This is a genomic window from Pseudomonas sp. MF6776 (assembly GCF_016613125.1).
In the GTDB taxonomy this organism is placed as follows: domain Bacteria; phylum Pseudomonadota; class Gammaproteobacteria; order Pseudomonadales; family Pseudomonadaceae; genus Aquipseudomonas; species Aquipseudomonas iridis.
The window spans coordinates 82,667-95,467 of record NZ_JAENSQ010000013.1 but is presented as its reverse complement, the minus strand read 5'-3'; the positions used below and the strand labels follow the sequence as shown (position 1 = coordinate 95,467).

General features: G+C 59.9%; 11 protein-coding genes. 6 read left to right on the top strand and 5 right to left on the bottom strand.

Going from position 1 to position 12,801, the window contains the following annotated elements:
- The first annotated feature begins 67 nt into the window (after nucleotides 1–67).
- Together JJD74_RS16700 and JJD74_RS16695 are read left to right on the top strand one after the other, a co-directional pair.
- Complete coding sequence (locus JJD74_RS16700) at nucleotides 68–304, top strand: hypothetical protein (RefSeq protein ID WP_042558811.1); 237 nt, start codon at nucleotides 68–70, stop codon at nucleotides 302–304.
- A gap of 85 nt (nucleotides 305–389) precedes the next feature.
- Nucleotides 390–1,283, top strand: a complete 894-nt coding sequence (locus JJD74_RS16695) for a LysR family transcriptional regulator (protein ID WP_047300754.1) — start codon at nucleotides 390–392, stop codon at nucleotides 1,281–1,283.
- Here the strand turns inward: JJD74_RS16695 and JJD74_RS16690 are convergent.
- From JJD74_RS16690 to JJD74_RS16670, 5 genes are all read right to left on the bottom strand, one after another.
- Nucleotides 1,249–1,863, bottom strand: coding sequence for a GNAT family N-acetyltransferase (locus tag JJD74_RS16690; RefSeq protein ID WP_047300753.1), 615 nt, complete (start codon nucleotides 1,861–1,863; stop codon nucleotides 1,249–1,251). The two genes, JJD74_RS16695 and JJD74_RS16690, sit on opposite strands and share 35 nt — an antisense overlap.
- A gap of 14 nt (nucleotides 1,864–1,877) precedes the next feature.
- On the bottom strand, nucleotides 1,878–4,133 hold the full coding sequence (locus JJD74_RS16685; protein ID WP_047300752.1) for an Orn/Lys/Arg decarboxylase N-terminal domain-containing protein: 2,256 nt from the start codon (nucleotides 4,131–4,133) through the stop codon (nucleotides 1,878–1,880).
- A 112-nt stretch (nucleotides 4,134–4,245) separates the two neighbouring features.
- On the bottom strand, nucleotides 4,246–5,004 hold the full coding sequence (dnaQ, locus tag JJD74_RS16680; protein ID WP_047300751.1) for a DNA polymerase III subunit epsilon: 759 nt from the start codon (nucleotides 5,002–5,004) through the stop codon (nucleotides 4,246–4,248).
- 191 nt (nucleotides 5,005–5,195) lie between these two features.
- Complete coding sequence (gene rnhA / locus JJD74_RS16675; protein ID WP_042558800.1) at nucleotides 5,196–5,657, bottom strand: ribonuclease HI; 462 nt, start codon at nucleotides 5,655–5,657, stop codon at nucleotides 5,196–5,198.
- 92 nt (nucleotides 5,658–5,749) lie between these two features.
- The gene (locus JJD74_RS16670; protein WP_042558799.1) at nucleotides 5,750–6,508 is read right to left on the bottom strand and encodes a class I SAM-dependent methyltransferase; all 759 of its coding nucleotides are present in this window, start codon (nucleotides 6,506–6,508) and stop codon (nucleotides 5,750–5,752) included.
- Between the two features lie 66 nt (nucleotides 6,509–6,574).
- Here JJD74_RS16670 and gloB point away from each other — a divergent pair, with 66 nt between their 5' ends.
- From gloB to JJD74_RS16650, 4 genes are all read left to right on the top strand, one after another.
- A complete protein-coding gene (gloB, locus tag JJD74_RS16665; RefSeq protein WP_042562028.1) occupies nucleotides 6,575–7,342 on the top strand; it encodes a hydroxyacylglutathione hydrolase in 768 nt (255 codons plus the stop codon).
- A gap of 99 nt (nucleotides 7,343–7,441) precedes the next feature.
- Nucleotides 7,442–8,905: a transglycosylase SLT domain-containing protein gene (locus tag JJD74_RS16660; protein WP_047300750.1), complete on the top strand. Its 1,464-nt coding sequence runs from the start codon at nucleotides 7,442–7,444 to the stop codon at nucleotides 8,903–8,905.
- 223 nt (nucleotides 8,906–9,128) lie between these two features.
- A complete protein-coding gene (locus JJD74_RS16655) occupies nucleotides 9,129–10,961 on the top strand; it encodes an extracellular solute-binding protein (RefSeq protein WP_200615891.1) in 1,833 nt (610 codons plus the stop codon).
- Nucleotides 10,958–12,799 carry an extracellular solute-binding protein gene (locus JJD74_RS16650; protein ID WP_042558796.1) on the top strand — a complete coding sequence of 614 codons (1,842 nt, stop codon included), beginning with the start codon at nucleotides 10,958–10,960 and terminating at the stop codon, nucleotides 12,797–12,799. The genes JJD74_RS16655 and JJD74_RS16650 overlap by 4 nt, the downstream gene beginning before the upstream one ends.
- The last annotated feature ends 2 nt before the right edge of the window (nucleotides 12,800–12,801 follow it).

Sequence of the window (12,801 nt, the reverse complement as noted above, 5' to 3'; positions counted from 1 at the left end):
TTACAGCACTTGATGACGGTCTACCAAGCCGCAAATCAAGCGTTTTATCTCCAGAGGTTCTAAGCAGATGGCAGCAGTACTCGTCGGTCAGTTCCATGCAAGAGATGCGGAAGGCCGCGTTTATTCCGTGCATGAGTTCCAGGAATCCACTCCGTCGGCGGACGGAATCACCGGCAAGGAGCCCGTCACCACTTACAAACTGGCGATTGGCGATCGCATCGAGAAACTTGATGACGCTGAATTCAAGCTGGTTCAGTCAGGCATTATCCTGACGCGCGAACCTGAGCCAATCGTCGCTTCATAAGCGTGCGTTATGAGCAGAAGTCATATGCGCAGACTTGGGGTAGGATTCGGCCTCTGACCCCACCTGCTGAACATGGACTTCACGCATGCGTTTACGCCATATCGAAGTGATTCAGGCGCTCTTGCAGACTGGTCACATGGGCACCGCCGCCGAATGGCTGCAGTTGCCGGTGACCGAAGTCGAAGAGCGTTTGCGTGAAGCCGAGAGTCAGTTGGGGTTCATGCTGTTTGCCAGCGTTCGCGGGCGCCTGCAATCGACACCCGAGGCGCGGGCGTTGCAGGTGGAAATCGCGCACGTTTACGAAGCGCTGGAGCCGGTGCAACGCCTGGCCAGCAGCCTCAAGCAATACCTCGCACCGCCGCTGCGCATCATCGGCACCCCGCCGCTGGCGCAACAATTACTCCCGCACAGCCTCGCCGCCCTGCGTCGACGCGTGCCAGACGCACCGTGCAGCCTGCTCAGCGCGCCGACCCGCGATATCGTTCGCAGTCTGCTGCTGCGCGAAAGCGATCTCGGCTTGAGCCTGCATGATCCCGAACACCCCGACATTCATTGCCAGCCACTGGCCCAGAGCAAGCTGCAACTGCTCGCGCCGCATGGCTGGCTGCAACCCAGACAAAAGTACATTTCCCTACAGGATCTGGCGGGCCAGGCGATGGTCGGACTCGAGGGTCAGGACCCGCTGAGCCCGGCGCTGGATAACAAGCTCCAGGCCGTGCGCCCGGCGCCGAGTATCCAGACCCGCGTGCAAACCCACCAGATGATGCGCAGCATGGTCGAGGCTGGCGAAGGGCTGGCCATCGTCGACCCGTTTACCGCGCTCGGTGCACGTGCGGCCGGGCTGGATGTCTGCCCGCTGTCGCCTGCCGTGCCGATCAGCCTCTACGCCCTGACCTTCAAACACGCCGCCCCCTCATCGGCGATTCAGACGTTACTGGCGATCATCACGGAACAAGCCGAGGCGATGTTGTCGAACTGAGCGGATTTTCCAGCGGGTTATCGAACAATCGATACCAGAACAGCGCCTCTTCGGCGGTGTTCGGATCAATACCGCGATAACGCAACTTGTCGACGCCGCCAATCACATACCCGCATCGCTCATACAGCCGACAGGCACCGAGGTTGTTGTTCTGGGTTTCGAGCATGATGCCCGGCAGCTTCTTCTTGCGACTCCAGAACTGCGCCACATCCAGCAATGCCTTGGCCACGCCATGGCGACGGGCCGGCGCGTGCACCGCCAGTTCATCGATATGGGCAAAACCGTTCCAGTTGGTGCTGATCACCAGATGGCCCACTGGCTCATCATCGAGGTAGGCCATGAATATCGCGCTGTCGGCAGCTTTGTGAAAGCTGCTGAATTCCTCGGGATCAATGCCATAGCACTTGCGGTACGGCACGATGGGCGTCACCCGCCACTGGTCGACGGGTTTGCCGATAACAGCGACACCATACGCCGCGACTTCAAAACTGAAGTCACTGCCCCAGATATAAGGCGCAAAACCTTCATCGGCAACCCGCACCGACAGCCCTGGGTGTTTTGGATTCATGACCGGTTGCATGCTCGCAAAGCTCCTCATTCCTTGACGCAATCGACGGTGTAATGCCGCCCATTGCCTTCGTCTTCATGTTGCAGTCCATGTACATCGGCAACGAAACCCTGGAAGCTGCTATCGAACGTGCGGGCAAATTTCAGGTAATCGATGATCGAGCGAGTCGACTCGGTAAAGCGCTCACCGGGCATGATCAACGGAATGCCCGGCGGATACGGCACCAGCATCACGGCGGCAATCCGCCCTTCCAGCTCGTCGATCGGCACCGCCTCGACTTCACCGCGTACCAGATGATCGTATGCGTGGGCCGGCTTCATGGCGATTTCCGGCAGCACCGTGTACATGCGCTTGAGATGCCTAGCGGTGGCATTGCTGCGATAACAGGCGTGCAATTGATCGCACAAATCCCGCAGGCCCATGCCGCGATAGCGTGCGGCATCTTGCTGGGCGACACACGGCAGACACGTCGCCAGACTTACATTAGCGTCGTAACTGCGCTTGAACTCCAGCAACTCGGTGAGCAACGTGCTCCATTTGCCTTTGGTGATGCCCATGGAGAACAACACCAGAAACGAATACAGCCCGGTCTTCTCCACCACCAGCCCACGCTCCCAGAGGAACTTGCTGACCACCGCCGCCGGGATGCCCTTCTCGCTCAACGCGCCACCGGCGTTCAGGCCCGGCATCACTAGCGTGACCTTGATCGGATCGAGCAGAACGTAATCGTCGCTGACCTCGCCGAAACCATGCCAGTCGGCGTCGGGCTTCAGCAGCCAGTCCTCGGTGTGCACGCGGTCGATGCCTTCGACACCCGGCGGCTGCCAGATCGAAAACCACCAGTCATCCGCCGCGATGTGCTGACGCAGATTGGCCAGCGCACGGCGAAAACTCAGGGCTTCGTCGAAGGTTTCCTGCAACAGCGAGCGCCCGGCCGGGCCTTCCATCATCGCCGAAGCCACGTCCAGCGAGGCGATGATGCTGTACTGCGGCGAGGTCGAGATGTGCATCATGAATGCTTCATTGAAACGATCACGATCCAGTTGCCGCGCGCCGCCGTCCTGCACATGAATCATCGAGGCCTGACTGAACGCCGCCAGCATCTTGTGAGTGGAATGGGTGGTAAACACCAGAGGGCTGTCTTCGCTGCGCGAAGTGTCCATGCCATAGCGCCCGGCGAAGAACTCGTGAAACGCCGCATAGGCGTACCAGGCCTCGTCGAAATGCAGTACTTCGACGCTATTGCCCAGGCTTTGTTTGATCAGTTCGGCGTTGTAACAGAGCCCGTCGTAGGTCGAGTTGGTGACCACCGCCAGTTTCACTTTCGGCGCGCGCCCCTTGGTCAGCGGACTGGCGTCGATCTTGGCCTGGATCGATTCGCGGCTGAATTCGCTCAGCGGTATCGGGCCGATAATCCCCAGTTCATTACGCTCCGGGCACAGGTACAGCGGGATCGCGCCGGTCATGATGATCGCGTGCAACACCGACTTGTGGCAGTTGCGATCCACCAACACCAGATCATCGCGAGCGACCATCGAATGCCAGACGATCTTGTTGGCGGTCGAAGTGCCGTTGATCACGAAAAAAGTGTGGTCGGCTCCGAAGTTGCGTGCTGCGCGGGCTTCCGCCTCGGCTAGCGGGCCGGTGTGATCGAGCAGCGAACCGAGTTCGGGCACCGACACTGACAAGTCGGAGCGCAGAGTGTTTTCACCGAAAAACTGATGAAACGCCTGCCCCACCGGACTCTTGTGATACGCCACGCCGCCGCCATGGCCGGGGGTGTGCCAGGAATAATTGGAGTCGGCGGTGTGTTGCACCAGCGCCTTGAAAAACGGCGGCAGCAAACCGTCGAGATACTTGCGCGCCGCCCGCGCCACTTGCCGGGCGAGAAACGGTACGGTGTCTTCGAACAGGTAAAGGATGCCGCGCAGTTGATTGAGCTCGGCCATGGCGTCGGCGGGGGCATTTTCCAGGGTGACTTGCTCGCCCAAGGCGAAGATCGGCAGATCCGGCGCCCGCACCCGTGCGAGGCTGATCAGTTCGGCCATGTTCTGCAAAAGATGCGAGTCGGTGCTGGCGTCCTCGGCGGCAATCAACACGCATGCCAGACCATGATGGGTCGAAGCCACCAGACGCCCTTCCGCGTAGTCGGTGGCCGAAACGATACTGAAACCTTCCTGCTCCAACTCCCGGGCAATGCCTCGGACACGATCGCCGGCGACCGTGTCGGCCCTGATATCACGATGGACAATCAACACCGGAAATTTCAAGTCTTTGTACATGAGGCTCAGAGTCCTGAGGCGGCGGATTCGAATCCGCCAATGCATTCAGGGTAGAGGGTTGCAGCGAAAGTGGCGAGGGTGGCCAGTTGTCAGCAACGCGATCTTTTGATCTTCAAGCCTGCGCGTCAGCCTCGGCAATCTGCGTCCACAATGCCGGTCCACCGGCCGACTTGGCAATGATCTCCAGCCGCACCAGATGCGCAGCCAGTTCATCTTCAGTTGCACGAATGATCCGCGCTGGCTGGCGATCAGCCGGCAAGCGACGAATTTCGGTAGCGGAGTTGTCCGAACCATCGCCGGTGCCATTGCCGTCGGAGGCGTTGCCGGCCAGCGACAGACTGGTCTGGCCACCGGTCATGGTCAGGTAGACGTCGGCGAGGATCTCGGAGTCGAGCAAGGCGCCGTGCAGTTCACGGCCGGAGTTGTCGACGCCATAACGTTTGCACAATGCATCGAGGCTGTTGCGCTGACCCGGGTGACGTTCCCGGGCCATCATCAGGGTGTCGAGGATCGAGCAGTGTTGCGTGATGTCTGCGAGATCCTGTCGACCCATCAAGGCGAATTCGTTGTTGATGAAGCCAACGTCGAACGCAGCGTTGTGGATGATCAGCTGCGCGCCTTTGATGAACTCGAAGAACTCATCGGCGACTTCGGCAAAGCGCGGCTTGCCGACGAGGAATTCGTTGGTGATGCCGTGGACGCCGATGGCGCCTTCGTCACTCTCGCGATCCGGTTGCAGGTAGACGTGGAAATGCCGGCCCGTGAGGCGCCGACCGATCAGTTCGACACAACCGATTTCGATAATCCGGTGACCATCGGTCACCGGCATGCCGGTGGTTTCGGTATCGAGTACAACGGATCTGGTGGCCATCAGTGCTCAGCTCTCAACGGGTCAATCGGGCAAAAACGCGGATCTTAACACGCTCACGGGGTGTATCTGCCTTGGCGCGTTATCGTTCTTCGCCAGCAGGCTCACTCCTGCAGGGGGATTTGTGAACTGCACAAATCCAATGTGGGAGCGAGCCTGCTCGCGAATGGGCGCCACGGTGGAACTGGAAAAAATCAGCTCTGCTTGTAACCGCGCACTTCATCAACGCCACGGTTCGCCAACTGGTCAGCGCGCTCGTTACCGTGATGACCAATGTGCCCGCGCACCCACTTCCAGGTGACCTTGTGGCGGTTGACCTGCTCGTCCAGCTCTTTCCACAGATCAGCGTTCTTCACTGGCTCTTTGGCAGCTGTCTTCCAGCCGCGCTTCTTCCAGTTGACCATCCACTCGTTGATGCCCTTCATCACGTATTGCGAGTCGGTCACCAGCAGCACTTCACACGGGCGCTTCAAGGCTTCGAGGCCGCGGATCGCGCCGAGCAGTTCCATGCGATTGTTGGTGGTGTTGGCCTCGCCGCCCCACAGTTCCTTTTCGACGCCCTTGCACACCAGCAAGGCGCCCCAGCCGCCCGGGCCGGGATTGCCCTTGCAGGCGCCATCGGTGAACAGTTCTACGCTTTCGACGGTTTCGCTCATGCCAATCTATCCAGAAAAAATGCGTGCCTCGCCAATCGCGGATCGACGATGACCGCGGCCGAAGCAAGTCCGGCCACTATAAAAAGAAGGGTTTACGGTTCGATGCGGCGGCGGTTGACCTTGGCCATCGGCAGCGGAATCAGCTTGCCCATCGGCTCGCGTCGCTCCTGACGCAGTGGGCGTAGCCCGACAACAATCTTGCGCGCCACCAATAAGTAGAAGCCGCCTCCCGACAGTTGCCAGTCACCGGCCTTGCGTTCCCAGCCCGCCAGACGGGCCTGCCACTTGGGCGACGCGAGCGGCGGACGATAGCACCCGAAGCGGCGTTTCTCCAGCGCAAAGCCCAGCAGATTGAGCCAGTCGGCAACCCGCGATGGCGAGATGCAGCGTGCCTTGCGCAAGGCGTCGTGAGCAAATGCATGGCGCAGGCCCCAGGTGCTCCAGGGGTTGATGCCGATAATCAGTAAATGCCCGCCAGGGCGCACGCTGCTCGCCGCTTCGCGCAACAGACCGTGAGGTGACAGACAGAAATCCAGACCATGCTGCATCACCACCACGTCGGCGGCGTGCTCGCTCAATGGCCAGGCCTGCTCTTCGCAGACAATCTCGACCCCCGGCAACGGCGCACCGAGTCGCACGTTGCGCTGCACTTGCGGCGCTGACGGCGGGGTTTCGGCCGAGGGGCCGTAGTGCACCAGATAGCCACCGAAGAACCGGGCCAGCTCGTCTTCGAGCATGCGCCGCTCTTCATCCAGCAGAAATTGCCCGAGCGGGCCCGACAGCCATTCACGGGCGGCGCTGATCAACGCCAGCCAGTCGGGATCTGCCTGAGCGAACGCTTTATCGGTCATGTCATTCTCCAACGCGCCAGGAACTACTAAGATGCGCCAATGTTTTCCGCTTGGCGAATTCCGACGATGATACAGATCAGTGCCCTGCCCGCGTTCACCGATAACTACATCTGGTTGTTACAGGATCACCGTACCCAGCGCTGCGTGGTGGTCGATCCAGGCGATGCTGCGCCCGTGCTGGCGTGGCTCGACGCCCATCCTGGCTGGGTGCTGAGCGATATCCTGATCACCCACCATCATCACGATCACGTCGGCGGCGTCGAGCGCCTGAAGCAGCTCAGCGGCGCCACCGTGTACGGCCCGGCCAGCGAAAACATTCCGGCACGAGACGTGGCGCTCAAGGACAACGACAGCGTCAGCGTGCTCGGCTGGGACTTCGATGTCTACGCGGTGCCCGGTCACACATTGGGACACATTGCCTATTATCACCACGGCTTGCTGTTTTGCGGCGATACGCTGTTTGCCGCCGGTTGTGGCCGCTTGTTCGAGGGCACGCCTGAGCAGATGCACCACTCGCTCAGCCGGCTCGCCGCGCTGCCTGAAGATACGCTGGTCTATTGCACCCACGAATACACCCTGAGCAACCTAAAGTTTGCCGCAGCGGTTGAACCGGGCAACCCGGACATTGCCGCCCGTCTGGAAAAAGTCACCCGGCAACGGCAAAACGGTGTCATGACCCTGCCCTCGACCCTGGCGCTTGAAAAGCTCACAAATCCGTTTTTGCGCACCACTGAAACATTGGTTACACAAAAAGTGGACGAACGGGACGGCGCTCAAAACCGGGCCCCGAGTGAGGTTTTTGCGGCTCTGCGGGCATGGAAAGATACGTTCTAAGTGCCCCATGGCCTGATACAAAAATTCTGAATGGTTGACCGCGAGGGGTGCACTTTCTAGAATCGCCCGACATTTTTGCCCGGAACTTACTTCCAGCCAATGTCGTCATCCATACGTAAGTCCGTCAATTCAGATGCGTTGACCCGCCTGGCGCAAGCCATCGCGGTGGCTGTGTCCGCCACGCTGGCGGGCTGTTCCAGCCATGCCCCGCAGCCTGAAGCGACCCATACGCCGAACATTGCTGCGCGAGCGAAGCAGAAGCCGATCTGGCTGACCGAGAAGCCCAGCCCACAGGTTCCCCAGGATGTCTGGGAGCGCATGCGCCAGGGTTTCCAGTTGCAGGAAGGCCTGGGCGTGAACCCGCGCATCGAGCAGCAGCGCCTGTGGTTTGCCAGTAACCCCTCTTTTCTCGAGAACGCCGGCGAACGCGGCAGTCTCTATATTCATTACATCGTCGAACGCCTCGAAGAACGCAACATGCCGCTGGAACTGGCCCTGCTGCCAGTGATTGAAAGCTCCTACAACCCGATGGCCTATTCCCGGGCCAATGCGGTAGGTCTCTGGCAATTCATTCCTTCCACCGGTCGTTACTTCAACCTGCGTCAGACCCGTTTCTACGATGGCCGTCGCGATATCACTGCCTCGACCACCGCAGCAATGGATTACCTGACCCGTCTGCACGATATGTTCAACGGTGACTGGCTGCTGGCGCTGGCGGCCTACAACGCCGGTGAAGGCACAGTGAGCCGCGCGATCGAGCGTAACGAAAGGCTCGGCCTGCCAACCGACTACTGGAACCTGCCGCTGCCAGCGGAAACCCAGGCCTATGTGCCAAAGTTGCTGGCCCTGTCGCAAGTGGTCCTGGCGCCGGAAGCCTACGGCGTCAATCTCAATCCGATCGCCAACGAACCGTACTTCCAGGTCGTCGAAATCAACCAGCGCATGGACTTGTCGAAAGTCGCTGCGGTGGCCAACATCGACGAAGACGAACTGTTCCAGCTCAACCCGGCATTCAAGCAGCGCACGACCATCGACGGGCCTCAGCATTTGCTGGTGCCGACGTCCAAGGCGCAACTGCTGACCGCCAGCCTGCAAACCATGCGCCCTGACGAGTTGATCAGCCCGCGCTCACTGAAACCGGTGTTCGAAGGTGCCGATCCTGCCGAAGTGGCGCAGCTCAAGCGCGCTTACCGCGTGAAACGCGGCGACAACCTTGGCACCATCGCCAAGGCCAACAAGGTTGAAGTCAAGGATCTGCAACGCTGGAACAAACTGACCGGCAAGAACCTCAAGGTCGGTCAGACCCTGGTGATGCAGGACAACACCAAGCGCAGCCCTTCGCGCAAGAGTGGCCGGGTCAACACTGTAATTGCGGCCAACAGCAAGACCAAAGGCAAGGCCGAGAGCGCCCAGCAGACCCAGTACAAGGTCAAGCGCGGCGACACCTTGTATGTAGTGGCCAAGCGTTTCAACGTTGAGATGCAACATCTCAAGCGCTGGAATCCGGGCGCAGGCAAGGCATTGAAGCCAGGGCAGATGCTCACGGTTTATTCGCCGCATTGATTGATAAAACAGCCCCTGAATTTCAGGGGCTTTTTTTCGACGGGTGTCTGGCTTGAACGCGGGGTGACTGGTAGATCCATCCCCTCTCCCTTCTGGAAAGGGTCAGGGTGAGGGGTTCTTCGGCATGAGGATTAACAGCCCATTAACCCGCTATCTTTTTCCTGTCCAGACAAGCTGTTACTGTACGGCCCACAAAGCCCAAGCCGCCTGGATCAGATCTGACTTGAAGCGTCCCCTCCTCCTGCTCCTGATCAGCCTGGCCTTGAGCTCACCCGCAAGTGCGACGATTACCGAAAGTCACGGTTATGCGCAATTCGGCACGCTCAAGTACCCGGCCAGATTTACCCACTTCGACTGGGTCAACCCGCAAGCGCCCAAGGGCGGTACGTTGCGGGTAATGGCGTTCGGCACTTTCGATACGGTCAATCCGTACACCTTCAAGGGCACCAGCCCGGTTTCCACAGGGAATTTCCTTCAGTACGGCATCAACGAGCTGAACGAACCACTGATGGTCGGCACCGGCCAGTATTCGCCGTCCGGTGACGAACCGGCATCCAGCTACGGCTTGATCGCGCAATCGGTGGAGTACAGCGAAGATCGCAGCTGGGTGGTGTTCAATCTGCGCCCGGAAGCACGCTTCCACGACGGAACCCCCATCACCGCCTACGACGTGGCGTTCTCCTACCGATTGCTGCTCAAGGAAGGTCACCCGCTGTATCGCACCGCGCTGCAGGAAGTGCTGCGGGTCGACATCCTCAACAAGCAGCGCATTCGTTTCGTGATGAAGCGCTCAGGCAACCCGCTGTTGATTCTGCGCCTGGGCGAATTACCCGTGCTGCCGCAACACTACTGGAAAGACCGCGACTTCAAGGCCACCACATTCGTACCGCCGCTGGGCAGCGGCCCGTACCGCATCACTTCGGTGACGCCGGGGCGCCAGTTGATCTTCGAGCGGGTCAAGAATTACTGGGGCAAGGACCTGGCGGTCAATCGTGGCAAGTACAATTTCGATCGCATGCAAGTCGAGTTCTACCGTGACAGCGACGTCGCTTTCGAAGCCTTCAAGGCCGGCGAGTTCGACATCTACATCGAGCATCAGGCGAAGAACTGGGCCAACGGCTACAACTTCCCGGCCGTGCGCCGTGGCGAGGTGATCAAGGCGCAGATCGCGCATCAGATCCCGACCCAGAGTCAGGGCCTGTTCATGAACACCCGCCGAGCGACCTTCGCTGACACCAGAGTTCGCGAAGCGCTGGGCCTGATGTTCGACTTCGAGTGGACCAACCGCGCGCTGTTCAGCAATGCGTACAAGCGCACCACCAGTTACTACCCCAACAGCGAATTTTCCGCCAGCGGCCTGCCGGTCGGGCACGAATGGCTGATGCTCAAGCCGTACAGGGAGCAACTGCCGGCCAAGCTGTTTACCGAGCCGTTCACCCTGCCGCAGACCGACGGGCGCGGCGTTCCTCGGGACACCATGCGCAAGGCCCTGGCGTTGCTTGCCGAGGCTGGCTGGAAACTTAATGGCCAACGCCTGCAAAACGCCGCTGGCCAGCCATTTCGCTTCGAGCTGTTGCTGGTCAATCCGAACCTGGAACGCCTCCTCCAGCCGTATATCGAGAATCTCAAAAGTATCGGCATCGACGCGCACCTGCGCACCGTGGATCGCGCCCAGTACAAACAACGCCTCGATCAATTCGACTTCGACATGATCCTGATGACGCTCAGCCAGACCCTCAGCCCGGGCCTTGAGCAATGGCAGTATTTCCATTCCAGCCAGGTCGGGATCAAAGGCAGCAAGAATTACGCGGGCATCGCCAATCCGGTGGTCGATCACCTGCTCGAACAATTGCTCGCCGCGCGCACCCGCGACGAGCAGGTTGCCGCCGGCAAGGCCCTCGACCGCGTACTGCTTTGGCAGCACTACAGCATTCCCAACTGGTACCTCAATTATCATCGCCTGGCCTACCGCAACCGGTTGGCCTTTGTCACCACGCCGCCCTACACCCTGGGCCTGAGCGCATGGTGGCTGAAGTCTTCGGAGAAAGATCAATGAAGCCGATCCGCGCCCTGCTCGTGCAGGCCAGCGGCCTGCTGTTCGCCGGGCTGGCGTTTGCCGCCCCGCAGCATGCCTTGACCCTGTACAACGAGCCGCCGAAATACCCGGCCGACTTCAAGCATTTCGACTACGTGAACCCCGACGCGCCCAAAGGCGGGACTTTTCGCCAGGCCGGGTCCGGCGGCTTCGACAGCCTCAACCCGTTCATTAGCAAAGGCGTACCTGCCGAAGACATCAGCCAGATCTACGACACCCTGACCAAGCACAGCCTTGACGAGCCCTTCACCGAATACGGCCTGATCGCCGGCAAGATCGAAAAGGCCCCGGACAACAGTTGGGTGCGTTTTTACCTGCGCCCCGAAGCGCGTTTCAACGACGGCCACCCGGTACGCGCCGACGACGTCGTGTTCAGTTTCGAGACGCTGACCAAGGAAGGCTCACCGCTGTTTCGCGGCTACTACAATGACGTTGCCGAAGTCATCGCAGAAGATCCGTTGAAAGTACTGTTCAAATTCAAGCACGCCAACAACCGCGAACTGCCGCTGATCCTCGGCCAACTGCCGGTACTGCCGAAACACTGGTGGGCCAGCCGTGACTTCAACAAGGGCAACCTGGAAATTCCGCTCGGCAGCGGCCCCTATAAGGTCACCGAAGTGAAAGCCGGGCGTTCGGTGCGCTACGAGCGGGTCAGGGATTACTGGGGCAAGGACCTTCCGGTCAATCGCGGTTTCTACAACTTCGACACGATGACCACCGATTACTACCGCGACAACACCGTCGCCCTCGAAGCACTGAAGGCCGGCCAATTCGATTTCTGGCTGGAAATGACCGCCAAGAGTTGGGCCAACGCCTACAACATCCCGGCCGTCACCGAAGGTCGGTTGATCAAGGAACAGATCGCCAACGGCAACCCGACCGGCATGCAGGGCTTCATTTACAACTTGCGTCGCCCGGTGTTCCAGGACATGCGCGTGCGACGGGCCTTGAGCCTGCTGTTCGATTTCGAATGGACCAACAAGCAACTGTTCAACGGCGCCTATGTGCGCACCCGCAGTTATTTCGAAAACTCGGAAATGGCCGCCACCGGCCTGCCCGACGCCGATGAGCGGGCCATTCTCGAACCCTTTCGCAGCAAACTCCCGGCGCAGGTGTTCAGCGAAGCCTTCGAGAATCCGAAGACCGACGCCAGCGGCATGATTCGCACCCAGCAACGCGAAGCCTATCAACTGCTGCAAGAGGCCGGCTGGAAGATCGTCGACGACAAAATGGTCGACGCCAGCGGTAAACCGGTGGTCATCGAGTTTCTGCTGACGCAGACCGACTTCGAACGCGTACTGCTGCCGCTCAAGCGCAACCTTAGCGACCTCGGCATCGATCTGGTGATTCGCCGTGTCGACGTTTCGCAGTACATCAACCGCGTGCGTTCGCGGGATTTCGACATGATTGTCGGCAGTTTCCCGCAGTCCAATTCGCCGGGTAACGAGCAGCGCGAATTCTGGATGAGTGCCGCCGCCGACAAGCCGAGCAGCCGCAATACCATGGGTTTGAAAGATCCGATCGTCGATCAACTGGTCGAGAGCCTGATCAACGCTGATACGCGCAAAAGTCTCGTGGCCCATGCCCGCGCGCTCGACCGCGTGTTGCAGTGGGGCTATTACGTGATCCCCAACTGGCACATCAAGACCTGGCGCGTCGCGTACTGGAACCACATCGGCCACCCGAAAGTCTCGCCCAAGTACGACATCGGGATTAATACCTGGTGGGTCAAACCCGACGCGAAACCGGCGATAGAAGTCGAAACCAAACTGCAAGCCGACCCTGCGGGCACGGAGTAATC

Excerpts from the sequence above, each read along its gene's own strand:
- JJD74_RS16700 (WP_042558811.1), top strand. The coding sequence starts at position 68 with ATGGCAGCAGTACTCGTCGGTCAGTTCCATGCAAGAGATGCGGAAGGC.
- JJD74_RS16695 (WP_047300754.1), top strand. The coding sequence starts at position 390 with ATGCGTTTACGCCATATCGAAGTGATTCAGGCGCTCTTGCAGACTGGT.
- JJD74_RS16690 (WP_047300753.1), bottom strand. The coding sequence starts at position 1,863 with ATGCAACCGGTCATGAATCCAAAACACCCAGGGCTGTCGGTGCGGGTT.
- JJD74_RS16685 (WP_047300752.1), bottom strand. The coding sequence starts at position 4,133 with ATGTACAAAGACTTGAAATTTCCGGTGTTGATTGTCCATCGTGATATC.
- dnaQ (WP_047300751.1), bottom strand. The coding sequence starts at position 5,004 with ATGGCCACCAGATCCGTTGTACTCGATACCGAAACCACCGGCATGCCG.
- rnhA (WP_042558800.1), bottom strand. The coding sequence starts at position 5,657 with ATGAGCGAAACCGTCGAAAGCGTAGAACTGTTCACCGATGGCGCCTGC.
- JJD74_RS16670 (WP_042558799.1), bottom strand. The coding sequence starts at position 6,508 with ATGACCGATAAAGCGTTCGCTCAGGCAGATCCCGACTGGCTGGCGTTG.
- gloB (WP_042562028.1), top strand. The coding sequence starts at position 6,575 with ATGATACAGATCAGTGCCCTGCCCGCGTTCACCGATAACTACATCTGG.
- JJD74_RS16660 (WP_047300750.1), top strand. The coding sequence starts at position 7,442 with ATGTCGTCATCCATACGTAAGTCCGTCAATTCAGATGCGTTGACCCGC.
- JJD74_RS16650 (WP_042558796.1), top strand. The coding sequence starts at position 10,958 with ATGAAGCCGATCCGCGCCCTGCTCGTGCAGGCCAGCGGCCTGCTGTTC.